General features: G+C 61.7%; 12 protein-coding genes. 8 read left to right on the top strand and 4 right to left on the bottom strand.

Annotation, left to right across the window (positions count from 1 at the left end; translation table 11 throughout):
- Position 1: 1 nt before the first annotated feature.
- The 4 genes from RYC17_RS26405 to RYC17_RS26390 form a co-directional block, all read right to left on the bottom strand.
- Positions 2-6457 carry a non-ribosomal peptide synthetase gene (locus tag RYC17_RS26405; protein WP_316904765.1) on the bottom strand — a complete coding sequence of 2152 codons (6456 nt, stop codon included), beginning with the start codon at positions 6455-6457 and terminating at the stop codon, positions 2-4.
- 14 nt (positions 6458-6471) lie between these two features.
- Complete coding sequence (locus RYC17_RS26400; RefSeq protein WP_316904764.1) at positions 6472-14412, bottom strand: non-ribosomal peptide synthetase; 7941 nt, start codon at positions 14410-14412, stop codon at positions 6472-6474.
- Positions 14409-17819, bottom strand: coding sequence for an amino acid adenylation domain-containing protein (locus tag RYC17_RS26395; RefSeq protein ID WP_316904763.1), 3411 nt, complete (start codon positions 17817-17819; stop codon positions 14409-14411). The genes RYC17_RS26400 and RYC17_RS26395 overlap by 4 nt, the downstream gene beginning before the upstream one ends.
- Positions 17820-18174: 355 nt before the next feature.
- A complete protein-coding gene (locus RYC17_RS26390; protein ID WP_316904762.1) occupies positions 18175-19152 on the bottom strand; it encodes a TauD/TfdA family dioxygenase in 978 nt (325 codons plus the stop codon).
- Positions 19153-19448: 296 nt separating this feature from the next.
- Between RYC17_RS26390 and RYC17_RS26385 the strand changes: the two genes are divergently transcribed.
- The 8 genes from RYC17_RS26385 to RYC17_RS26350 are packed head-to-tail and all read left to right on the top strand — an operon-like array spanning position 19449 to position 25652.
- Positions 19449-20675, top strand: a complete 1227-nt coding sequence (locus RYC17_RS26385; protein ID WP_058402057.1) for a PepSY-associated TM helix domain-containing protein — start codon at positions 19449-19451, stop codon at positions 20673-20675.
- Positions 20672-21214, top strand: a complete 543-nt coding sequence (locus tag RYC17_RS26380) for a thiamine pyrophosphate-binding protein (RefSeq protein WP_219171223.1) — start codon at positions 20672-20674, stop codon at positions 21212-21214. Before RYC17_RS26385 ends, RYC17_RS26380 begins: the two co-directional genes overlap by 4 nt.
- Complete coding sequence (locus RYC17_RS26375; protein WP_060411717.1) at positions 21211-21543, top strand: hypothetical protein; 333 nt, start codon at positions 21211-21213, stop codon at positions 21541-21543. The genes RYC17_RS26380 and RYC17_RS26375 overlap by 4 nt, the downstream gene beginning before the upstream one ends.
- On the top strand, positions 21540-22106 hold the full coding sequence (locus RYC17_RS26370) for a DUF6162 family protein (RefSeq protein WP_316904761.1): 567 nt from the start codon (positions 21540-21542) through the stop codon (positions 22104-22106). Before RYC17_RS26375 ends, RYC17_RS26370 begins: the two co-directional genes overlap by 4 nt.
- Positions 22107-22141: 35 nt before the next feature.
- Positions 22142-23074: a metal ABC transporter substrate-binding protein gene (locus RYC17_RS26365; protein WP_316904760.1), complete on the top strand. Its 933-nt coding sequence runs from the start codon at positions 22142-22144 to the stop codon at positions 23072-23074.
- Positions 23071-23835, top strand: coding sequence for a metal ABC transporter ATP-binding protein (locus tag RYC17_RS26360; RefSeq protein WP_316904759.1), 765 nt, complete (start codon positions 23071-23073; stop codon positions 23833-23835). Before RYC17_RS26365 ends, RYC17_RS26360 begins: the two co-directional genes overlap by 4 nt.
- Positions 23835-24734 (top strand): metal ABC transporter permease, encoded by a 900-nt coding sequence (locus RYC17_RS26355; RefSeq protein WP_244395548.1) that lies wholly within the window; start codon positions 23835-23837, stop codon positions 24732-24734. Before RYC17_RS26360 ends, RYC17_RS26355 begins: the two co-directional genes overlap by 1 nt.
- Positions 24735-25652 (top strand): metal ABC transporter substrate-binding protein, encoded by a 918-nt coding sequence (locus RYC17_RS26350; protein WP_316904758.1) that lies wholly within the window; start codon positions 24735-24737, stop codon positions 25650-25652.
- Positions 25653-25861: the final 209 nt, after the last annotated feature.

The following is a 25861-nucleotide window of genomic DNA, read 5'->3' as shown; positions in this document are numbered from 1 at the left end:
GTCAGATACCCGCCATTTCATTCATCATTTTTTCAATATCGGACAAGCCGTCGTCGGTCAGCGACAAACCGCTGCTGGCGAAAGCCTGAATAAATTCATTCAATTGCGGTTTCTCGAAAATCAGGCGCAGCGGGATGTCGATCCCCAGGCCCGTGTGAATTCTGGAAATCAGTTGTGTGGCCAGCAGCGAATGGCCGCCCAGTTCGAAGAAATCGTCGCTCAACCCGACGCGCTCGACTTTCAGCACGTCGGCCCAGATCGCAGCCATTTGCTGCTCCTGTTCAGTCGACGGCGCGACGTACTGGCGCTGCAACTGGCTGGCGTCCGGTGTCGGCAGGGCTTTGCGATCCAGCTTGCCGTTGGCGCTCAGCGGCATGCTTGCCAGCCAGACGAAGTGGGTCGGCACCATGTAATCGGGCAGTGTTTCCTTGAGATACACCTTGAGTGCATCACGCAGGTTATCGCCACTGTGCTCAGCCACCAGATAGGCTGCCAGCTGCTTGCCGGATGGGCCGTCAACGTCGACAACTACAGCTTCCTGAACGTTTTCGTGTTCCAGAAGGCTGGCTTCGATCTCGCCCAACTCGATACGCAGGCCGCGAATCTTCACCTGATGGTCGATACGCCCGGCGTATTCGATAACGCCTTCATCGCGATAACGCGCCAGATCGCCGGTGCGGTAAAGACGCCCGCCCTGCTCGTCGAACGGGTCCGGCACAAAGCGCTCAGCCGTCAGCGCCGCGCGATTGTGATAACCCCGCGCCAGCCCCACACCGCCCAGATACAGCTCTGCCGCAACGCCTTGCGCAGCGGGCAGCAAGCCGTCATCCAGAATGTGGGTTTTCAGGTTATCGATAGGTCGACCAATCGGCACGCTGAGCACGTCGTCCGGGGTGCAGGTCCAATGCGTCACGTCGATAGCCGCCTCGGTCGGGCCGTACAGGTTGAACAAGCCTGTCTGCGGCAGACGCTTGAGCACCTGAGCGGCCAGTTCGGCAGGCAATGCTTCACCGCTGCACACCACACGACGCAGGCTGTTACAGCTTTCTACCTGCGGATGAGTCAGAAACGCCTGAAGCATCGACGGGACAAAGTGCAGCGTCGTGACCTGATGTTCGCGGATGGTCTGCACCAGCCGCTCCGGGTCGCGATGATCGCCCGGCAGCGCTACTGCCAGACGTGCGCCGGTCAGCAGCGGCCAGAAGAATTCCCACACCGACACGTCGAAGCTGAACGGGGTTTTCTGCAATACCGTATCGCTGCCATCCAGCCCGTAGGCCTTCTGCATCCAGTGCAAACGGTTGACCAGAGCGCGATGGCTATTGCCCGCGCCCTTGGGCTTGCCGGTCGAACCCGAGGTGTAAATCACATACGCCAGATTCAGCGGATGGCTGAGGTTGACCGGGTTGGCAGTGCTGTAACCGTCAAGCCAATCGCCGTCCTGATCCAGACAAAGGCTCTGTACTTGAACCGGCAGGCGCTGTAGCAGTGCACTCTGGGTCAGCAGCAAGCCAATGCCGCTGTCCTGCATCATGTAGGCCAAACGGTCCTCAGGGTAATCCGGGTCCAGCGGCACATAAGCGCCACCAGCCTTGATGATCGCCAACAGGCCGATGACCAGCTCGACGCTGCGCTCGACACAGATACCCACCAGCACATCGGGGCCGACGCCCGACTCGCGCAAGCGATGAGCAAGCTGGTTGGCGCGGGCATTGAGCTGCGCGTAGCTAAGTTGTTCAGCCGCAAAAATCAGCGCCGGAGCGTCTGGCGTGGCCAGCACCTGCGCCTCTATCAGGCTGTGCAGACTGTGCTCGCCAGGGAAATCGGCAGCCGTGGCGTTCCAGTCGCGAACAACCTGCTGCTGTTCGGCAGCGTCAAGCATTGGCACCTCAGCGATACGCTGACCCGCATTGGCGCAAATGGCCTGCAACAGCGCGAGCCAGTGCCCGGCCATGCGCTCGATGGTGCTGCGCTCGAACAGCGCGGTGGCATAGGTCAGGCCCGCGCTCAAAGCGCCATCGTATTCGGCGGTGTTGAGGGTCAGGTCGAACTGTGCCGGATAGCTCTCGGACGTCAGCGCTTCTACCTGCAAGCCAGGCAGTGCGCGCACCTCGGCGCTGGCCTGGCTTTGGTGGTTGAACATCACCTGGAACAGCGGGCTGTGACTGAGGCTGCGTTGAGGTTGCAGTGCCTCGACCAGCTGTTCGAACGGCAGTTCCTGATGCGCCTGGGCTTGCAGGGCCGCATGTTTGACCTGTTGCAGCAGCTCGCTGAACGTGGTGTGCAGGTCGAATTCGGCGCGTAGCACCTGGGTGTTGACGAAGAAACCGATCAGGCCTTCGGTTTCCGCGCGGGTGCGGTTGGCAATCGGCACGCCGACACGAATGTCCGGCTGGCCGCTGTGGCGATGCAGCAAGGTCTGGAACGACGCCAGCAACAGCATGAACAGTGTGACGCCCTGCTGCCGCGCGACCTGTTTCAAGTCGTCGATCAACGCTGGTGCCAGCTCGACCGCCAGCCGCGCACCGGCGTGGCTTTGCACCACCGGGCGCGGATGATCGGCGGGCAATTCAAGAATCGGCTGCTGGTCGCCCAGTTGCTGCTTCCAGTAATCCAGCTGCCGCGCCTGTTCTCCGGCGTCCATCCAGTTGCGCTGCCACAGCGCGTAGTCGGCGTATTGCATGTCCAGCGCGGTCAACTCCACCTCACGGCCCTGGCTGTAGCCTTCGTACAGGCGCACCAGTTCATCGACCATGATCGGCATCGACCAGCCATCGGAAACGATGTGGTGCTGGGTCAGGATCAGCACGTGTTCGTCAGCAGCAAGATTCAGCAAGCGGACGCGCAACAGCGGGCCCTGTTCCAGATCGAACGGGCGCTGCATTTCCTGCTCCACGCAGGCTTCAAGGGTTTGGCCGGCAGGCACGGACTCGACCATCAGGGTCAAGGCACGCGGCGCATGGATGATCTGCACAGCCTGTTCGCCCTGCTGACGGAAGGTGGTGCGCAGGGTTTCGTGGTGGGCAATCAATGCGCTGAAACTGTGCTCCAGCGCGGCAATGTCCAGCGAGCCGCTCAGACGCAGGGCCGCAGGAATGGTGTAAGCAGTGCTTTCTGGATCAAGCTGCCAGAGAAACCACTGGCGCTGCTGCGCGTAAGACAAGCCCAGCGGCTGGCTGCGGTCGGCCTTGATGAAGCGTGGCGCAGCATTACCCTGCCCGTTGCCCGCCGCCAGCGCAAAGGCTGCCAGATCACGCGTTTCAAACAGGTCGCGCAACGACAGTTCGACGTCCAGTTGCTGACGGATGCGCGAGATCACCTGAGTGGCCAGCAACGAATGCCCGCCCAGCTCAAAAAAGTTGTCGCTACGCCCGACCTGCTCGACTTTCAGCACATCGGCCCAGATCGCCGCCAGTTGCTGCTCAAGCTCGCCTTGCGGAGCAATATAGGCCGCCTGCAACTGGCTGGCATCCGGCGCAGGCAGCGCCTTGCGGTCCAGCTTGCCGTTGGCGGTCAGCGGCATCTTGTCGAGGACGATGAAATGCGTCGGCACCATGTAATCCGGCAGGTGCGCGCGGAGTTCGGTCTTCAGGGTTTCGCGCAGGCTTTGCTGATCGTGATCAGGCTGGGCTGGCACTAGATACGCTGCCAATTGCCCATCCACGGCCAGCACGATCACTTCGCGCACGGCCGGGTGCGCTTGCAGCCGCGCTTCGATTTCGCCCAGTTCGATGCGGAAGCCGCGAATCTTCACCTGATGGTCGATACGCCCGGCGTATTCGATCACTCCAGCAGCGCGATAACGGGCCAGGTCGCCGGTGCGGTACAGGCGACCGCCGTCGCTGGAGAACGGGTCCGGCACGAAGCGTTCGGCGGTCAGCGCCGCGCGGTTGTGATAACCCCGCGCCAGACCCGCATGGCCAATGTGCAGTTCGCCGCTGCAACCCTGGGCAACCGGGTTGAAATCAGCGTCCAGCACGTACCACGACAAATCCGGGATCGCCTCGCCAATCGGGCTGGCCGGGTTTTGCGTGTCGGCCTCGGTTATCGGTCGGTAAGTAACATGCACGGTGGTTTCAGTGATGCCGTACATGTTGATCAGTTGCGGTGCATGATCGCCAAAACGGTCGAACCACGGCTTCAGGCTGGCGACGTCCAGCGCTTCGCCGCCGAAGATGACTTTTTCCAGCGACATCGGCACAGGCGAATCACACGCCACACGCATCAACTGCTTGAACGCCGACGGCGTCTGGTTGAGCACTGTGACGCGCTGTTCAACCAGCAGCGCATGGAACTCTTCCGGCGAACGGGTCACTTCGCGTGGCACGATCACCAGTCGGCCGCCATGCAGCAGCGCGCCGAAAATCTCCCACACCGAGAAGTCGAAGGCGAAGGAATGGAACAGCGTCCACACGTCCTTTTCGCCGAATTTGAACCAGTCATCCGTGGCAGCAAACAGGCGCATCAGGTTGTGATGGGCGAGCAAGGTGCCTTTCGGTTTTCCGGTCGAGCCGGAGGTGTAGATCACGTAGGCCAGGTTGTCTGGCGAGGTCTGGTTGACCGGGTTTTCCGTGCTGTAACCGTCCAGCGCACCCGCCAGATCCAGTGTCTGAACATGTGCAGGAATCGGCAGGTGCCCAAGTAAATGCGCCTGGGTCAGCAACAGTTCGATACCGCTGTCGTGCATCAGAAAGCTCAGGCGATCCTGCGGGTAATCCGGGTCCAGCGGCACGTATGCACCACCGGCCTTGAGGATCGCCAGCATTCCCACGATCATCTGCAGACTGCGTTCAGCGGCCAGCCCCACGCGAACATCCGGGCCAACGCCCTGCTCGCGCAGTTTATGAGCCAGCTGGTTGGCTCGGCTGTTGAGCTGTTGATAGCTCAATTGCTCGGCACCGAAGCTCAGAGCGATGGCCAGCGGCGAGCGCTCGGCCTGAGTTTCAATGCGTTGATGGGCGCAATATTCACTTGGATAAACCGCAAGGTCGCGGTTCCAGTCGCGCAGGGTGTCTTGCCACTCATCGACGCTCAACAGCGGCAGCTCGGCGATGCGCTGGTTGACGTCGCGGCACATGCCGCTCAGCAGGTTGCACCAGTGCCCGGCCATGCGCTCGATGGTTGCGGCGTCGAACAGGTCGGTGGCGTAGGTCAACGAAGCGGCCAGGCCGTTCGGGCGTTCGCAGGTGTCCAGGGTCAGGTCGAACTGCGCGGTGTGTTTGTCGGACAGCTGATATTCCAGGCGCAGACCGGCCAGTTCGCGGGCCTCGTTGTGGCCTTCGCTCTGGTGGTTGTAGGCCACCTGAAACAGTGGGCTGCGGCTCAGATCGCGCTGCGGTTGCAGGGCTTCGACCAGTTGTTCGAACGGCAGGTCTTGATGAGCCTGGGCCTGCACAGCCGTGTGTTTGATCTGCTGCAGCAACCCGGCCACGGTGGTTTGCGTATCGAAGTCGGCCTTGAGCACCTGAGTGTTGACGAAGAAGCCGATCAGCCCCTGGGTTTCGCTGCGGGTGCGGTTAGCGACGGGCACACCGACGCGTATATCGGCCTGACCGCTGTAGCGGTGCAACAAGGTCTGCAACGACGCCAGCAACAGCATGAACAGGGTGATGCCTTGCTGCCGCGCCAGAGTCTTGAGGTCGTTGAGCAGCGCGGCATCCAGCTCGACATTCAGTCGCGCTCCGTCGTAGCTGCGCAGCGCCGGGCGCGGTCGATCGGTGGGCAGCTCCAGAATCGGCTGCTGCTCGCCCAGCTGTTGCTTCCAGTACGCAAGCTGGCGTTCCTGCTCGCCCATTTCCAGCCAGTTGCGCTGCCAGAGGGCGTAGTCGGCGTACTGGATCGGCAAGGGTGGCAATTCGGCTTCGCGGCCCAGCGTGGCGGCCTGATAGCACTGCATCAGCTCGTCAACCATGATCGGCATCGACCAGCCATCGGAGACGATGTGGTGCTGGGTCAACACCAGCACGTGCTCCTGCTCGCTCAGTTTGAGCAGCCTGACCCGCAACAGCGGCCCATGTTGCAGATCGAAGGGCTGTTGCACTTCCTGATCGACATAACGCTCGACCGTTTCGCCAGCCGCCAGTTGATCAACGTCGAGCGCAAACGGCGACGCCGGATGCACCACCTGCAACGCCTCGTCGCCCTGCTGTTCAAACGTGGTGCGCAGGGTTTCGTGACGCTCGATCAGGTGTTCGACGCTACGCCGTAATGCCTCGACATCCAGCGCGCCATGCAGGCGCAGCGCCAGCGGAATGTTGTAGGCCGCGCTGTGCGGTTCCAGTTGCCAGATGATCCATTGCCGCTGCTGCGCATAGGAGAGCGCAGACGGGGCCTGCGTCTCCCTTACAGCGATCGGCGTGACCCCGTAGAGATTCACCCCCTGGCGCTTGAGCAGGACCGCCAGCGCCTTGCGTTCACGGGCGGACAGCGATTTAACGGAGTCAAGCAACTGTTGCACTGGGGTCTCTCCTGCTAAGCAATCAAATTATCAATTTCCTCCGCTGATAAACGTTTGAGTGCCTCCAGTGATTTAGTCAATTCGTCCAGCGCATGGTCACTTTCGCCATTTTTTTCTTGCAGCGTGGCGCAGAAGTCCGCCAACACCGGCTGTTCGAACAGGTCCTTGAGGCCGACCTCGCGCTGCAACTGCTCACGTACTCGCACCAGCATCTGTACCGCCAGCAGCGAGTGGCCGCCGAGTTCGAAGAAGTTGTCGCTGCGCCCGACCTGCCCGACCTTGAGCACGTCACTCCAGACCGCCGCCAATTGTTCTTCCAGCTCGCCTTGCGGCGCGACATAGGCCACCTGCAACTGACCGGCATCCGGCGCAGGCAGCGCCTTGCGGTCCAGCTTGCCGTTGGCGGTCAGCGGCATCTTGTCGAGGACGATGAAATGCGTCGGCACCATGTAATCCGGCAGATGCGCGCGGAGTTCGGTCTTCAGGGTTTCGCGCAGGCTTTGCTGGTCCTGATCAGGCTCGGCTGGCACTAGATACGCGGCCAATTGCCCATCCACGGCCAGCACGATCACTTCGCGCACGGCCGGGTGCGCTTGCAGCCGCGCTTCGATTTCGCCCAGTTCGATGCGGAAACCACGGATCTTCACCTGATGGTCGATACGCCCGGCGTATTCGATCACTCCGGCAGCGCGATAACGGGCCAGGTCGCCGGTGCGGTACAGGCGACCGCCGTCGCTGGAGAACGGGTCCGGCACGAAGCGTTCGGCAGTCAACGCCGCGCGGTTGTGATAACCCCGCGCCAGACCCGCATGGCCGATGTGCAGTTCGCCGCTGCAACCCTGGGCAACCGGGTTGAAATCCGCGTCCAGCACATACCACGACAAATCCGGGATCGCCTCGCCAATCGGGCTGGCCGGGTTTTGCGTGTCGGCCTCGGTTATCGGTCGGTAAGTAACATGCACGGTGGTTTCAGTGATGCCGTACATGTTGATCAGTTGCGGTGCATGATCGCCAAAACGGTCGAACCACGGCTTCAGGCTGGCGACGTCCAGCGCTTCGCCACCAAAGATGACTTTCTCCAGCGACATCGACACAGGCGAATCACACGCCACACGCATCAACTGCTTGAACGCCGACGGCGTCTGGTTGAGCACTGTGACGCGCTGTTCAACCAGCAGCGCATGGAAGTCTTCCGGCGAGCGGGTCACTTCGCGCGGCACGATCACCAGTCGGCCGCCATGCAGCAGCGCGCCGAAAATCTCCCACACCGAGAAGTCGAAGGCGAAGGAATGGAACAGCGTCCACACGTCTTTTTCGCTGAATTTGAACCAGTCATCCGTGGCAGCAAAAAGGCGCATCAGGTTGTGATGGGCGAGCAAGGTGCCTTTCGGTTTTCCGGTCGAGCCGGAGGTGTAGATCACGTAGGCCAGGTTGTCCGGCGAGGTCTGGTTGACCGGGTTTTCCGTGCTGTAACCCTCCAGCGAATCAGCCAGATCCAGTGTCTGAACATGTGCCGGAATAGGCAGTTGGCCAAGTAAATGCGCCTGGGTCAGCAACAGTTCGATACCGCTGTCGTACATCAGAAAGCTCAGGCGATCCTGCGGGTAATCCGGGTCCAGCGGCACGTACGCGCCACCGGCCTTGAGGATCGCCAGCATTCCCACGATCATCTGCAGACTACGTTCAGCGGCCAGCCCGACGCGAACATCCGGGCCGACGCCCTGCTCGCGCAGTTTATGGGCCAACTGGTTGGCGCGGCAGTTGAGCTGTTGATAGCTCAGTTGCTCGCCAGCAAAAGTCAGGGCAATGGCCTGCGGCGTGCGCTCGACCTGGGTTTCAATGCGTTGATGGGCGCACTGCCCGGTCGGGTAATGCTGCACGCTTTGCGTCCAGGCAGTCGGCAGGGTCAGCTCGCCGAGACGTGCCGTTGCGGATGTACTGAGGCTTTGCAGCAAGTGATCGAAATGCGCTGCCAGTTGCAGAATGCCTTCTGCACTGAAGTGTTGCCGGTCGTAACTGAAACGTACCGACAGCACGTCGTTGGCCTCGACCACCAGGGTCAGCGGGTAATGCGCTTGTTCCTGATTGCGCAGGTCGCTGAACGTCAGACCGTCCGGCGCGCGCTGCAAGGCTTCGGACACGGGGTAGTTTTCAAATACCAGTATGTTGTCGAACAGCGCCTCGCCACTGTTACGTGCCCAGCGCTGGATGTCATACAGCGGCGTGTGCTCATGCTCGCGCAGGGCGATGTTTTTTCCCTGCACCTGCTGCACCCAGTCGCCGACGGTCTGTTCCGAACGCGGGCTGGCGATCACCGGCAAGGTGTTGATGAACAGGCCCAGTTGCTCCTCGACGCCCGGCAATTCAGCCGGACGCCCGGCCACCGTCGCACCAAAGGTCACGCTGGACTGGCCGGTATAGCGTTGCAGCAGCAACAGCCAGGCCGATTGCACCAGCGTGTTGAGGGTGACGTGCTGTTCGCGGGCAAACTCGCTCAAGCGGCGGGTGCCGTCGGCATCGATCAGCTGAATGTAATCGCCATAGCCCTGCTCATCGGTTGATGTTTTGAAGGCTTGCAGCAAGCGGGTCGGCTCGTCCAGTTCGGCCAGTTCTGCGGTCCAGAAGCGCTCGCTGACATCAGCGTCCTGATCCTGTAGCCACTGGATGTAATCGCGATAACGTCCCGCCTGTTTCGGCGGCGTCTGACCGCTGTAGCGTTGCAGCACTTCGCCCAGCAGCCGCGAGCTGCTCCAGCCGTCCATCAAAATGTGGTGGCTGGTGTAGACCAGTTGCCACGCGTCGTCGTCAGTGCGCACTACCGCGAGGCGCAACAGCGGACCGTGCGCCAGATCAAAACCCTGCTGACGGTCGGCCTGCGCCCAGTCGTCGAGCCAGTTTTGCGGCTTGCCACGAGCATCCAGCTCGACAAAGGGCAGTGTGACCTGACGTTGCACGACTTGCAGCGACTGTTCGCTCTGGCTGATAAAACAACTGCGCAGCACTTCGTGGTTGTTCACCGCTGATTGCCATGCGTTATGGAAACGCGGCACATCCAGGCCGCTGATGCTCACGCGCATCTGGTTGATGTAGTTGCCCGCGCCCTCATCGAACAACGAGTGGAACAGCATGCCCTGCTGCATCGGCGACAGCGGGTAGATGTCTTCGATCTCGCCCGCAGCAATCGGCAAGCCGTCGAGTTGCGTTTGAGTGAGGCGCGCCAGCGTAAAGTCCGACGGCGTGACGCCCTGATGCCCGGCGGTGCAGTGGTCGATCAGCGTGGTCAGCGCCTGCTCGTAGCGACGCGCCAGGGTGTCGATGGTCGAAGCTTGATACACCTCGCGGCTGAAGCTCCAGTCCAGTTGCAGCTGGCCGTCGAACACCTGACCATTGAGGCTCAGCCAGTTGCCCAGCGGGCCGTCTTCGCACAGCGCAGTGCCAGTTTTGTCGGCACTCGGCACGAACAACGCGCCTTGTTGTTCGTTGAAGCTGCCGTCGAACTGGCCCAGGTAATTGAACGTGACCCGCGCCTGCGGCAAGACGGCCAATTGTTGCTTAAACGACGGCTCGCCGAGATGACGTAGTACGCCGTAACCAATACCTTTGTTCGGCACGGCACGCAGTTGTTCCTTGATCCCGCACAGGCTTGCACCCGGCGCGATTTGCGGCGTGAGGCGAACCGGAAACAGGCTGCTGAACCAGCCGACGGTACGGCTGAGATCGGTGTCGTCAAACAAGTCTTCGCGGCCATGCCCTTCCAGCTGGATCAGCACCGACGGCTGCTGACTCCACTCGCACAATACTTGCGCCAGCGCTGTCAACAGCAGGTCGTTGACCTGCGTACGGTACGCGGCAGGTGCGACTTTCAGCAGCTTGTGGGTCAGGTCCTTGCTCAACCAGGATGAGGCATGGGCCGCATCGCGATTGCGCATCGAACCTTCGGGCTTGTCGCGTGGCAACGGTTGATCTGCGCCCTGTAAAGCGTGCAGCCAGTAATCGCGCTCGGCGCTCAGCGTTTCGCCGGTCGCATACTGTTGCAATTGCTCGGCCCAATGCTTGAGCGACGTGGTTTTCGCTGCCAACGCCACAGGCTGGCCCTTCGTCAGGGCGACGTAAGCCTGTTGCAAGTCTTCCAGCAGCACCCGCCACGACACGCCGTCGACGGCCAAATGATGAATCACCAGCAACAAACGCTGCTCGCCCTGCGGCAGGTTGACCAAAAGCGCCCGCAGCAGCGGACCGTTTTTCAGGTCCAGACTGCGCTGCGTCTCGTCGGCCAGTTCAGGCAAACGCTCGATGCTGTCCAGCTCATGAACCCACAGCAGGTCGCGAGTGTTCAGTGCGCCGAACGTGGCTTGCCACTGGCCGTCTTGCTGGGCAAAACCAAGACGCAACGCGTCGTGCTGTTCGATCAGTGCAGTGAGCGCAGCCTGGAGATGACTGGCATCCAGCGTTTGCAGGGGCTTGAGCATCAGCGCCTGATTCCAGTGCTGACGCTCGGGGATGTCCAGTTCGAAGAAGCGCGCCTGAATCGGCAGCAACGGCAGCGAGCCACTGACCTGTTCGACCAGCGCAACAGGCTTTTTCTGGATCAGTTTTGCCACCGAGGCCAACTGGCTGATGGTCTGCTTTTCGAACAACTGCTTGGGGCTAAGCTTGATGCCCTGACGCTTGGCACGGGCGATGATCTGCAGGCTGAGGATCGAGTCGCCGCCCAGTTCGAAGAAGTTGTCGGTGCTGCCGACTTGTTCCAGTTTCAGTACGTCAGCCCATACGGCGGCGAGCTTTTCCTCGATCTCGCCGACCGGCGCGGTGTAACGCTGTTTGACCACGCCCGGCTTGGGCAAGGCGCGCTTGTCGAGCTTGCCGTTGGCGGTCAGCGGCAGGCTGTCCAGCAGCATGATCTGAGCGGGCACCATGTAGTCGGGCAAGCGTGCAGCCAATTGCTCGCGCAGGTTGTCGACGGTCAGGCTGGCACCGGCTGCCGCGACGCAATAGGCCACCAGTTGCAGGCGCGATTCGTCTTCATCGACAGGCAATGCCAGCACGCTGGCTTGCGCAACCGAAGGCAGGTTCAGCAGCACCCGCGCCACTTCGGCAGGCTCGACACGATAACCGCGCACTTTGACTTGATCGTCGGCACGGCCGATGAATTCCAGCAAGCCCTGATGATTGCGACGCATGCGGTCGCCGCTGCGATAGGCGCGTGCGCCATTCTCTGCAAACGGGTCCGGCACGAAACGCTCGGCGGTCAGCGCAGGCTGACCGATGTAGCCCAGCGCGACACTGTCGCCACCGATGTACAGCTCGCCCGCCACCTGAGTGCCAACGGGGTTCAGCACATCATCCAGCACATAAGCGCTGGCCCCCGGCAACGGCGCACCGACCGGCACCTTAGTGGATAGATATAAACCTTGTGGGAGCGAGCCGGGCGACGCTTCGCTTGCTCGCGAAAGCGGTGGTAGGGCCTCAACCTTTTGCAAGCCTGTGCCGGCCTCTTCGCGAACAAGTTCGCTCCCACAGGGGATCGTGTCCACTTTCAATTCATGGGTCAGTACGCCGACCGTGGTTTCGCTCGGGCCATAGTGGTTGATCACCCGGCAACCCGGCTTGAGCTGACGCACCTGCTCGACCAGCGCAGGCGAACAGGCTTCGCCGCCGACGATCAATGCATGCTGCGGCAACACATCGGCAGGCTGGCTGGCCTGCAACAGCGCAGCCAGATGACCGGGCACGATCTTCAGCACGCCAACCTGATGCTCGGCCATGTAAGCCGCGAAGGCATCCGGGTCGAAACCCAGCGCCTCGGTCAGCACATGCAGCGTGCGTCCCGAACACAGCGCGCCGAACAGCACGGTATGACCAAGGTCGGCGGCGATGGTCGAGACCAGCGCCATGCTCGCCTCGGGAGCCAGTTGCAACTGCTCCAGCAGACCACGCACGTAAGAGGCCAGCGCGCCCTGGCTGACCAGTACGCCCTTGGGCTGACCGGTGGAGCCGGAGGTATGAATAACGTAAGCCGCTGAATCGGCTGACAGCGTGATATCAGGACGACTGACCGGCAAGGCCTGCCACAGCGCAGGTGTCCAGGCCAGGCCCTCACAGCCGGCAACACCCAGTGACGTCTGGCGCACATCGCCTTCGGCGCACAGCAGCACTTTGGCCTGGGCGTTGCTCAGCATCTTTTGCAGGCGCGCATCCGGGGCTTTGACGTCCAGCGGCATGTACACACCACCGGCCTTGAAGATCGCCAGCACCGCCGTGAGCCAGTCCAGCGAACGCTCCATCAACACCGCAACCGGTTGGCCTTCGCTAATACCCATCCGGATCAGATGATGGGCCAGCTGATTGGCGGCCTGATCCAGCTCCAGTGTCGTCAGGGTGCGATCAAGACACTGGGCAGCCAGTGCATGCGGCTGGTGTTCAACCTGTTGGCCCCATAGCTGAAGCATGTGCGGCGCGGGTTCGCGCACTTCGCGTGGTGGCTCGATTGCCAGTGCACCGAGGCTGAACAACGGCGCCTGCGGCGCATCGAGCAGGGTTTTGAACAGCGCAAGCATTTCGGGAATGAACCCTTCGACGGTGGCGCGTCGATACAGGTCGCTGGCGTAGGCCATGTCGCCATGAATCAGCGTGCCGTCGTCGGTGATGTCCAGCGCCAGATCGAAATGCGCGCCCTGCTTGTCGAAGGCGTATTCGCTGACTTCCAGCCCGGCCAGCTTGAGCGCGGTTTTCTGTTTGAGGATTACGTTCTGGTTGAACTTGGCCTGAAACAGCGGGTTGTGGCCCAGGCTGCGCTCGGGTGCCAGTTGATCGACCAGTTGCTCAAAGGGTACGTCCTGATGGGCCTGCGCGCCGAACGAGGTGTCACGGATCTGCGCCAGCAGGTCAAGGTAGCTCAGGCGCTCGTCCACCTGGCAGCGCAAAACCTGAGTATTGATGAAGAAACCGATCAGCCCTTCGGTTTCAGCACGACCGCGGTTGGCGTTTGGCACGCCGATGCGGATATCGCGCTGCCCGGCCTTGCGCGACAGAAACAGCGAAAAACCGGCCAGCACCAGCATGAACAGGGTCATGCCCTGCGTGCGCGCAAAGGCGTTGAGCTGGCGCGACAGATCAGCGCCGAAATCAAAGCGCAGGTGCTCGCCCTGATAGCTTTGTGTCACCGGGCGTGGGAAATCCTGCGCGGCGTCCAGCAAAGGTTGTTCGTCACCCAACTGGCTGCGCCAGTAATCCAGTTGCCGCGCGCCCTCGCCCGCCTCCAGCCAGCTGCGTTGCCAGATAGCGTAGTCGGCGTATTGCAGCGGCAGCTCCGGCAGCGCAGGTTCGCGACCTTCGCAATACGCCTGATAGCAGTGCACGAACTCCTGAATCATCACGTCCATCGACCAACCGTCGGAGACGATGTGGTGCATGCTCACCACCAGCACATGCTCATCACTGGCAAGACGGAACAGGTGCGCACGCAGCAACGGGCCTGTGCGCAAATCAAACGGCTGGCTGGTGACGGTGGCAACTCGCAACGCCAGTTCGGCATCGCGCAGTTCGACATCAGCCAGACCGGACAAATCAATGCTGTCCAGCGCCACGGTCTGATCATGCAGCAGCACTTGCTGCGCCTGATCACCGTCGGTGTGGAACACGGTACGCAGCACTTCATGGCGTTCGATCAGATGATCAAAGGCGCGGCGCAAGGCCGGCTCGTTCAGCGGGCCTTGCAGACGCAGGCCGGTGGTCATCTTGTAGGCGTCGCTCAGCGGGTCGAGCTGCCAGAGGAACAGCAGGCGTTGCTGGGCGAACGACAGCGGAATCGTGCTGAAATCATGACGGCTGACCGGCACCGGCAGCAGGCTGAAATCCTTGCCTTCCTGACGCAAGCGGGCGAGGAACTGCTGGCGTTGCTCCAGCGACAGGCCGACAAAACGTTTCGCGATACGTGCAGCAGTGGTCCCGGTCATGCGCCAAATTCCTCCAGTGAGTCCATGAACTGGTCCATGTCGCTCCAGTCGTTATCCGTTGTGTTGTCGGTCAGCGCGGCCACTTCGACGGCAAGGTCGCTGAGCAGCGGTTTTTCAAACAGGGTGCGCAACGGCAGGCTGATGCCCAGTCGCGTTTTGATCCGGGCGATGACTTGCGCGGCCAGCAACGAATGGCCACCCAACTCGAAAAAGTGATCGTCGAGGCCGACCTGCGGTGCGTGCAGGACTTCTTGCCAGATAGCAGCGAGGCAGATTTCCACCTCGCTGTGCGGCGCGCGATAACGCGCCTGCAACTGACTTGAGTCGGGTGCTGGCAGTGCCTTGCGATCCAGTTTGCCGCTGGGCGTGAGCGGCAGTTCCGGGAGCAGCAATAAATGCGTCGGCACCATGTAATCCGGCAGGCTGGCTTGCAGCTGGGCCTTGATGCCCTGGCGCAGTGCCAGTTGCTCGGCATCGCCGTTCGCCATGATTTGCGGCACCACGTAGGCGACCAGTTGCGTACTGCCCGCCAGCTCGACGGCCAGTACCACCGCTTCACGCACGCCCGTGCATTGCTGAAGGCGCGATTCGATTTCACCCAGTTCAATACGGAAACCGCGAATTTTCACCTGATGATCGACCCGCCCGATGTACTCGACAGCGCCGTCAGCACGCAGCCTGGCGCGGTCACCGGTGCGGTACAGGCGCTCGCCGGGCACGAACGGATCAGCCACGAAACGCTCGGCGCTCAGGCCGGGCTGGGCGTGATAACCCCGCGCCAGGCCGGGGCCACCGATGTACAGCTCGCCCACCGCACCTTGTGGCAGCAGGTTCAGTTGGTCGTCGAGCACGTACAAACGACGCCCCGCCAGGCCTTTGCCGATCGGCACGCCGCGCCACGACACCTGCTCCGGGGTCAGCGCGCTGCAATCGTGAATGCTCGATACCACTGTGGCTTCGGTCGGTCCGTAGGTGTTGAGCAGGCGCACATGCCCGAGCCCGGCCTGCTGCCACAAGCGCAGGCCTTCGACGGCCATCGCTTCGCCGCCGACGTGAATCTGCCGCAGCGCGCCGTAATGCGCAGGCGGGCTGGCGGCGAAATCCTGAACCAGTGTCAGCCAGTAGGCCGCAGGCAGGTCAGCCAGGGTTACGCCGTGCTCGACGACAGCCTGATAGAAGGTGGCGCTGTCCCACAAACGCTCGTCACGCAAGACCACGGCCGCGCCGCGACACAGCGGTGGGTAGAACTGCTCGACGAAACCGTCGAAGCTATGGGTGGCAAATTGCAGGACCCGGTCGCCTTCGCGCAGGTCGCTGTAGTTCGCGCCCAACGTTACAAATTCGGCCAGCGCGCCATGACTGATCGCCACGCCTTTTGGCCGGCCGGTCGAGCCCGAGGTGTAGATCACGTAGGCCAGATTGGCCGGATCAACGGCAATGTCCGGGTTTTGCGGGCTGGCTGCCGCACTGCTCATCTGATCGATGCACAGGCACTGAATACCCGCCAGCTCAGGCAGCGTCGTCTTTTGCTGGCTGTGGGTCAGCAGCAGTTTCAGGCCGCTGTCCTGCAGCACATGACGTAGACGCTCGCTCGGCGCGCTCAGGTCCAGCGGCACATAGGCACCGCCTGCCTTGAGCACGGCCAGCAGCGCGACGGGCATGTCCAGCGAACGACCCATCGCCACGCCGACCAGTACGTCCGGGCCGACGCCTTGCTCACGCAGTTGCCAGGCCAGACGGTTGCTGCGCTCATTCAGTTCGGCGTAGCTCAGGCTGGGTGCCTGGCCTTCACCGGCGAGGATCAATGCCGGGGCGTCCGGTGTGCGCTGCACTTGCGCTTCGAATTGGCGATGCGCGGGGGTTGTGGTGTCGGCCTTGATGGCGCTGTCGACATCCAGCAGGTGCGCGCGCTCATCGGTCGAGAGCATCGACAGTTCGCCGATGGTTTGCAGCGGATCGACGCAGACCGAGGCCAAGAGGTTACGCCAGTGATCAGCCAGACGAGTGATGGTCGCCTGATCGAAAATATCGGTGGCGTAGGTGAAAGCGGCATTCAGTTGCTCGCCCTCGCCGCTGGTGGCAAGCATCAGATCACTGGCCGCGGCGTGAGAACGCTGGGCCAGTGCCTGTTGCTCGGCAGGCAGATTAGCCACACGCAGGCCACCACTCAATTGTTTGTCCAGCAGGTCGGCAACCACCGGCTGGTGATTGAACATCACTTGAAACAGCGGGTTGTGGCTCTGGCTGCGCTCGGGTTGCAAGGCGTCGATGATCGCGTCGAACGGCAACTCCTGATGCGCCTGAGCACCGGTCGAAGCATTGCGCACGGTGTGCAATAGATCGACAAAACGTGTTTGCGCCGTCACTTCACTGCGCAGCACTTGGGTGTTGATAAAGCAGCCAATCAGCCCTTCGGTTTCGCTGCGGGTGCGGTTGGCGATCAAGCCGCCGACACGAATGTCGGTCTGCCCGCTGTAGCGATGCAGCAGGCTTTTGAAGGTTGCCAGCAGGACCACGAAAAGGGTCACGCCCTGACGTTGCGCGAGGGTTTTCAGGTTGCGCAGCAGCTCGGGCTCCAGCGCCAGTTCCAGACGCGCGCCCTCGTGGCTGGGCAGCGCCGGGTACGGGCGGTCTGTGGGCAGTTCCAGTACCGGGTGTTCTTCGCCCAGATGGCTGCGCCAGTATTCCAGCTGACGCTCTTGTTCGCCCGCCTCCAGCCAGCTGCGTTGCCACAACGCATAGTCGCGGTACTGCACGAGCAGCGGCTGAAAAGGCAGCGGTTTGCCGGCCAGCAGCGCGTCATAGCCGCGCAGCCATTCGTCGATCAGCACGTTCATTGACCAGCCGTCGGTGATGATGTGGTGCAGGTTGAGCAGCAGTAGGTGTTCCTGTTCGGCGAGGCGCAATACCTGCACGGTAAACAGCGGCCCGCGCTGCAGGTCGAAGGTCTGCGCCGACTGTTCGGCCATCGCCTGCCGCGCACTCGCCCAGCGCTGTTCGCGAGGCTGCTGGCTCAGGTCGATCACACGGATGCTGACGGGTGTCGGCGGCGCAACACGCTGAAACGCCCGGTCGCCTTCCTGACCGAAGGTGGTGCGCAGGCTTTCATGCCGCTCGACCAGCGCACTGAAGGCTCGCTCCAGCAACGGCAGCTCCAGCGGGCCATTCAGGCACACCGACATCGGCAGGTTGTAGGCTGTGCTGTGCGGGTCCAGTTGCCAGAGAAACCACATGCGTTGCTGGGCATAAGACAGCCCGTCACGCTCGGCCAGCCCTGCGCAGGAAGGGATCGGGAACAGCGAGAAATCCATGTTCTCCTTGCGCATGCCATCGAGAAACAGACGACGTTTTTCAAGGGGCAACTCGACAAAACGACGAGCGAGTTTCTGGGCGTGTTCGGGGTTCATGGGTCGATCCTTGCTGAATGGGGCTGACCGTCGGGCGGGGTCGTATCAACAAGAACGAATTGGCGGGGAAATATTTAGAAAGGTTTCTCGAGGCTGGTGCTCTGCATTGCACCGCACGCTCAAGCGAGGACGCAGAGCGTCCAGAATTGCATGCCTACGCGGAGCATCGCACGGTAGTTGAAATCTTGTGGGAGCGAACTTGTTCGCGAAAGGGCAGGTACATTCTCCAAAAATGTACCGGCTGAACTACCGTCTTCGCGGACAAGTCCGCTCCCACAAAAGCACGATTACTTGAGTTCTGCAGGACCGGGGTATAACGCTGGCGCGGAGCGTTGGCACGGAAATCAATAAACAGCTACTTATCCGAATGCCCCTGTGCCATCGCCACCACGACTTTGCGTTTGCCGGTGAACGGTGCGCGGGAGTGGGCGGCGAGCATGTTGTCGAGCATCAGTACGTCGTTTTCCAGCCACGGGAAGCTGACGGTGCAGTCGTCAAGCACGCCACGAATCTCGTCCAGCAGGCTTTCTTCGAGGGGTGAACCATCGCCGTAGTAGACATTGCGCGGCAGGTCTTCTTCATCGACGACATCCAGCAGGGTTTCGCGTACTTCCGGTTGCAGGTTGGAGATGTGAAACAGGTGCGCCTGATTGAACCAGACGGTATCGCCGGTCACTGGATGGCGGGACACGGCCTGGCAGATCTGCCGGGTGCGCAGTTCGCCGTCGTCTTTCCATTCGCACTCGATGTTGTGCGCGCGGCAGTAGGCCTCGACCACGCTTTCATCTTCGGTGTTGAACACCTGGCTCCATTCCACATCGAGCCCGTTGCCGTAGTTACGCACGTACATCAGCTTCTTTTCGATGAAGCGGTCACGGATGCGCGCCGGAATGCGCCGGTAGATCTCGCGGCTATCGGCAATCGGCGTTTCGCCGCCGGTCTGCGCCGCGATCATGCTGTAGAACCAGATCTTCATCGGCCAGTCCAGCGTGTAGGCCTGCTCGTTGTGCAACGGGATGCTCTGATGCGCCGGGTATTCGGTAGAGGTGTACACACCCTTGGTTACGTTGCTGCGCGGCGTGGAGCCGAACTCGTAGTTGAGCAACGGATCGCCGAAACCGGCGGCGAACTCACGAAACGCTTCCGCACCGCCGACCTCGAAGCCGCGAAACAGAATGCCGCCAGCGCTGTACAAGTGCCCGGCCACCAATGGCTTGAGTTCGCCCAGTGCTTCCATCAAGTCCAGACCGGGCTCGGGCGCCTGTACCAGCATGGGCAAGCTGCCCGCCCCTGCAAGCAGCGGCCGGATATCCAAACTCAACGCGTGACTCATGATGTCTCTCCCTTGATGGCAAAAGCGCCCGAGCCCCTGCGGCCTGGCGCAACACCAATGTCCAGATTGAACGTACTTCGCCACGAGAAAATTAGCCGCCCAGGCCCTTTTCCTGCGCCATGCGGGGGTTTCCGGTAGCTCTGAAACAATTTTTTTCATTTAAACGCAAAATATTCCTACAGGAATCTCGTTCTCATTCGTCTTTAACTGAATGCGAGGCTTTATACCGCCCGCGCGTACAGACAGAAGGGGCCGCCTTGCGGCTGCTTTACATCGTGAATCGAGATTGTTTATCCATGTCGAAGAAGTCCCGTTCAAAAATCTGGTTTCTCGTCCACAGCTGGCTTGCCCTGCCCATCTGGTTCTTTGTGCTGATCGTCTGTGTGACCGGCACGCTGGCGGTCATCAGCAAGGAAATCATGTGGCTGGCCAACCCGGAGATGCGTGACAACCGCCCCTCCGACGACGCCCGACGCATGAGCTTCGAGCAGATTCGCGCAACCATCGAGCGCAACGAGCCGGACCTGATCGTCGGGACGATCATGCAGCCTGACGGCGATTACTTCGCCCTGAGCGTGTTCGTCACCTACCCGGACGGCCGCTCGGTGCCGGCTTACGTCAACCCTTACACGGGGGTGATTCAGGGCCTCACGCCGTCGTTCGACTTCCGCCGCTTCACCCGCGCACTGCACGGCTGGTGGCTGGTGCCGTTCACCAATGGCTATTCGTGGGGCTGGTACCTGGTGTCGATTCTCGGCCTGCCCCTGCTCGCGTCGCTGGTGACCGGGCTGGTGGTCTACAAGAAATTCTGGCGTGGTTTTTTCAAGCCGGTACGCTTCAGCCAGGGCCCGCGGATTTTCTGGGGCGACCTGCATCGACTCAGCGGCGTGTGGTCGATCTGGTTCATTGCGGTGATTTCCATCACCGGCACATGGTTTCTGATTCAGGCAATTCTTGGCGATAACCAGATCAGTATCTCGAGCAAATCCCAGGTCGCCTCGATCATTCCACACAGCGCCGTGCCGCTGACCGCCGACGGCCGCCCGGCACCGACCATCAGCCTGGAAAAGGCCGTCGAAATCGCCAAGGAGCGAATTCCAGGTCTTGAAGCCAGCTTCATCACTCCGCCCTTCAATGCCTACAGCAACATGCAGGTTGGCGGGCGCAGCTGGTATCCGCTGATGTTCCAGACCGCCGAAATCAACCCGTACAGTGGCGAAATCGCAGCGTCACACCTGTTGTCGGACCGCAACAAGCTGGAGTTCGTCACCGAATCCATGCGCCCGCTGCACACCGGCGACTTCGGCGGTATCTGGATCAAGCTGATCTGGGCGTTCTTCGGCCTGCTGTTGAGCATGATGGTGCTCAGCGGGTTGCTGATCTGGAGCAAGCGCACCGCGCTGGCGACGCTCAATGCCCTCAAGCGTGAGTCCAGAACCAACCCGGCCACCTTCACCCCGGCCTCGACTCCGGACACCACCCGCTCGCCACTGGCGACCCGCACCCCGGAGAACAGCCTGTGAGCAAGGCCGCTGTCGCACAACCTGCATCGTCGCTGAGCCGTTTCTGGCATAAGTGGCGCTTCCACATCAACGTGCTGCTGGTGCTGATTCCGCTGGGTTTCATGCCCAAGTACTTCTCCGACAACGCGCTGGATCGCGGCGATCAGGGCCTTGGTCAACGCGACGTCGGCGAGATTCAGGTCGGCCCGTGGAGCCTGCGTCTGGCCGAAGACCGTAATGAAGCCCCGCGCCTGTCCGGCCCGTCGGGCTACATGAAAAGCTTCAATGCCGCGCTGTGCAACGCCTGCATCGACCGGGTCAAGGCCACTTACCTGCGCATCGGCAAACCACGCAGCCTGCGCACCGCCGGGGTTATTTTCTTCGGCGGTGGCTACCGCATGAGTGCGTTCATGCAGATTCCCGAAAACACCAGCCCCGACTCAGACCTGTGGATCACCATGGAAGGCTGGGACGGCGCTGTGCATCAGACTTCCATCCCGCTGCAACAGGCTTCGCCCACCACCGTGGCGTGGCTGAAAAAACAAGGAGCCAAACCATGAGTGCCCGCCCTTCCCTGCGCTGGCTGACGGCCAGCGCCCTGTGCCTGCTTGGCTTGAGCGGCAACGCACTGGCGCACAACCCGATGTGCGAATGCAAACAGATCGACAACGAGCAGATTCGCTGCACCGGCGGTTTTTCCGACGGCAGTGGCGCGCCGGGCGTGACCCTGGATGTAATCGGCTACGACGAAACCATTCTGGTGCCCGGCAAACTGGGTGAGGATTCGACCGTGACCTTCAAGCGTCCGACGTCCGAGTTCTACGTGCTGTTCGATGCCGGCCCCGGTCATGTGGTGGAAATCGATCAGGCGGACATCCCCAGCCCATGAGTGCGCCAACCCGACAAATCGTCCGCCCGGCCGGCGCCGGGCATGAAACCCTGTACGTCCTGCTGCTGTGCCTGCTGATCCTCGGCGTCGCGGCCGGGGTCGTCAGCCTGCACCGTGATACTCAGGAAACACACAGCCTTGCCAGCCATCAACTTGATGCGCGACGAGATCTGACCGCTGCCGAACAAGGCATCTACGCCGACCTGCGCGTGACCCTCGACGAAATTCACCTGCTGGCAACCGAACAGCAAACGCCCGTTACCCCGCAGCAACTGGGTGACGAGGGCTTTGCGCCGTTCGCCCAGGACGCCAGTTCGGTGAGCCGTGGCGGTCACGTCTGGCAGATGGTCGAGCAGTCCTATCTGGGCCTGAGCCAGACGCCAAGCGTGGCCGGTTCGTTTCTGATGCGCGTCGATTCGGACAACCAGCCCGACATCTGGATCAACCGCAACGCCTCGATCGCGCCTGTCAGCGACCTCGGTGACAAGACTCTGGTCGACGCGGGCTGGAAACAGGTCGTCGCGCAATTCGATGCTGGCGTAACCCGTCAGCACCCGCACTGAAACTTCGCATTCCTTTGAAAGAAGACCGCTTGCCCATGCCTACTTCACTCAAACGCCGTCCCTTGCTGCGCGTCCTGCTGGTGGGGTTGTTTGCCGCCCTGCTGGCACCGTCCAGCTACGCCGCCGACCCGGCCAAGCGCCTGCGCATCGGCATCACCCTGCACCCGTATTACAGCTACGTGAGCAATATTGTCGGCGACAAGGCCGACGTCGTGCCGCTGATCCCGGCCGGCTTCAACCCGCATGCCTACGAGCCACGCGCCGAGGACATCAAGCGCATCGGTTCGCTGGACGTGATTGTGCTCAATGGCGTCGGCCACGACGATTTCGCCGACCGCATGATTGCCGCCAGTGAAACGCCAAACATCAAGACCATCGAAGCCAACGCCGACGTGCCGTTGCTGGCCGCCACCGGGGTTGCCGCGCGTGGCGCAGGCAAGGTGGTCAACCCGCACACCTTTCTGTCGATCAGCGCGTCCATCGCCCAGGTCAACAACATCGCCCGCGAGCTGGGCAAGCTGGACCCGGACAACGCCAAAACCTACACCGCCAACGCCCGCGCCTATGGCAAGCGCCTGCGGCAGATGCGCGCCGACGCCCTCGCCAAACTGACCAAGGCCCCCAACGCCGACCTGCGCGTGGCCACGGTACATGCCGCCTACGACTACCTGCTGCGTGAATTCGGCCTGGAAGTGACAGCAGTGGTGGAACCGGCACATGGCATCGAGCCCAGCCCGAGCCAGTTGAAAAAGACCATCGACCAACTGCGCGAACTGGACGTGAAGGTGATCTTCTCGGAGATGGACTTCCCGTCCACCTACGTCGACACCATCCAGCGTGAATCCGGGGTCAAGCTGTACCCGCTGTCGCACATTTCCTATGGCGAATACACCGCAGACAAGTACGAGAAGGAAATGGCCGGCAACCTCGACACCGTGGTGCGGGCCATTCAGGAGTCGGGCACATGACTGTCGCGCAGAACCTCGACATCGTCAGCCAGGGGCCAGGCATCGAGTTCAACCATGTGAGCCTGACGTTGGGCCGCACAACGATTCTCGACCGCGTGCATTTCAACGTGCGCGCTGGCAGCGTACACGCGCTGGTCGGGCCGAACGGCGGCGGCAAAAGCTCGCTGATCAAGACCCTGCTCGGCCAGACACCGCATCAAGGCCAATTGAGCCTGCAATGGCCTGCCGCGCCGGGCCTGATTGGCTATGTGCCACAGGCGCTGGAGTTCGACCGTGGCCTGCCGATGACCGTCGACGATTTTATGGCTGCCATGTGCCAGCGACGCCCGGCGTTTCTGGGCTTGTCGAAACACTACGCGGCCGCGATTGGCGATGCGCTGGAGCGGGTCGGCATGCAGGACAAGCGCAAGCGGCGCATGGGCGCGCTGTCCGGTGGCGAACGGCAGCGCGTGCTGCTGGCGCAAGGGCTGATTCCTGCGCCGCAATTGCTGGTGCTGGATGAGCCGATGTCGGCTCTGGATGAAGCTGGCATTCAAGTCTTCGAGCGCCTGCTTGGTGACTGGCGCCGAAGCGGTATAACGGTGCTGTGGATCGAGCACGATCTGGATGCGGTGCGGCGTCTGGCGGATCAGGTGACCGGGCTCAATCGCCGCGTATTGTTCGACGAGCCTGCCGCCACGGCACTGACGCCGGAACGCCTGCTGACGTTGTTTTCTGCTCATCCGCGCACTGCCGATGCCGTTAACGGGAGCGCCGTGTGATGGATTACGAAACGTTTCGCCTGTTCATTCAGGGCCTCGCTTCATCCGGCTATCTGCCGGAGGCGCTGGCCTATGGCTTTGTGGTTAACGCCCTGCTTGCGGGCCTGTTGATCGGCCCGGTGCTGGGCGGTCTGGGCACGCTGGTGGTGGTCAAGCGCTTTGCGTTCTTCTCCGAAGCGGTGGGCCATGCGGCACTGACCGGCGTGGCCATCGGCATTCTGCTCGGTGAACCGTACACCGGGCCTTATGGCGCGCTGTTCGGCTATTGCCTGCTGTTCGGTATCGTCCTCAACTACCTGCGCAACCGCACCGGGCTGGCACCGGACACGCTGATCGGTGTGTTCCTCTCGGTGTCGCTGGCGCTCGGTGCAAGCCTGCTGCTGGTACTGGCGGGCAAAATCAACGTACACATTCTGGAAAACGTGCTGTTCGGCTCGGTACTGACTGTCAACGGCAATGACCTGCTGGTGCTGCTGATCGTCGGTTCGCTGGTCATGGGCCTGAGCCTGCCGCTTTACAACCGCATCATGCTGGCCAGTTTCAACCCGCAACTGGCTGCGGTACGTGGCGTAGCAGTGAAGACGCTGGATTACCTGTTCGTGATTCTGGTCACGCTGATCACTGTTGCAGCCGTGAAAGTCATCGGCGCGATTCTGGTGGGTGCGTTGCTGGTGATTCCGGCGGCAGCGGCACGCCTGTTGAGCCAGTCGCTGAAAGGCTTTTTCTGGATATCGGTGGCGATTGCAACCGTCAGCACCCTGTGCGGCATTCTGCTGCCTATCGTCTTCGACCTGCCTGTGCCGTCCGGCGCGGCGATCATTCTGGTGGCTGGCGTTGCCTTTGCCCTGGCCGCCATCGCCCGCGGCACGCTGCCCGCCCTGAAAGGGAATATTGGATAAATGCCTACTTTACGTACATTGACCCTGGCGCTGGCCATGACTGGCCTGTTCAGCAACAGCCTGTATGCCGCCGACGCCAAAACCGACAACGCTCAACCGGTACGGGTGCTGGCCAGCCTGCCGATTACCTACGGTCTGGGGGAAATTCTGCTCAAGGACAGCGGTGTAATGCTGGAACGCGCTGCCGCGGCCAACCTGCCCGGCTCGCGTCAGACGGCGTATTTCACCGGGCGTGGCGCCGATGCCCTGCGCGGTCTGGCGAGCAATGCCGACGCGGTAATCGGCTTGCGTTCGATCTGGGCCGATGACCCGCTTTACCCTAATGCGCGCCGCAGCAATATTCGTATTGTCGAGATTGATGCAGCGCGGCCGGTGGACGGTGGTTTGCCGGGGATTGCTGTGCAGCCGGGCCAAGGCACTGACGGGCTGAACAGTCAGCCGTGGCTGGCGAGCAACAACATGGGGCGCATGGCCGATGTGCTGGCGGCGGACCTGGTGCGCCTGGCACCGAGTGCGAAGCCGAAGATCGAGGCCAATCTGGCGGCGTTCAAGCAGCAGTTGCTCAAGCTGAGTGCCAGCAGCGAAGCGGCACTGGCCGGTGCCGACAATTTAAGTGTGGTGAGTTTGTCAGACCGCTTCGGCTACCTGATCAGCGGGCTGAATCTGGAGCTGATCGACAGCCAGGTACTGACCGACGAACAGTGGACGCCCGAGGCATTGAGCAAACTGAGCGCGACCCTCAAGGATAACGACGTGGCGCTGGTGCTTGATCATCGTCAGCCGCCAGAAGCGGTGAAGTCTGCAATTGAAGCGGCAGGCAGCACGTTGCTGGTGTTGGGGATTGATGGCGCTGATCCGCTGGCGGAGTTGCAGGGGGATATTCAGGGGGTTATCGAGGTGCTGGCTGGCAAGGGGTGAGCTTATCGTTGCTCACGCTCCAGCGTGGGGAATGCAGGTCGCGACGCTCTGCGTCGCACGATAGCCGCGCGGAGCATCGGCACGATAGTTGAGATTATCGTTGCGCACGCTACAGCGTGGGAATGCAGGTTGCGACGCTCTGCGTCGCAAGAGGACGCGGAGCGTCCAGAACGGCATGACGACGCGGAGCGTCGCACGATAGTCAGTTA

The organism is Pseudomonas syringae group sp. J248-6, from assembly GCF_032586995.1.
Lineage (GTDB): Bacteria > Pseudomonadota > Gammaproteobacteria > Pseudomonadales > Pseudomonadaceae > Aquipseudomonas > Aquipseudomonas amygdali.
This window is presented reverse-complemented; position numbering and strand designations above follow the sequence as displayed.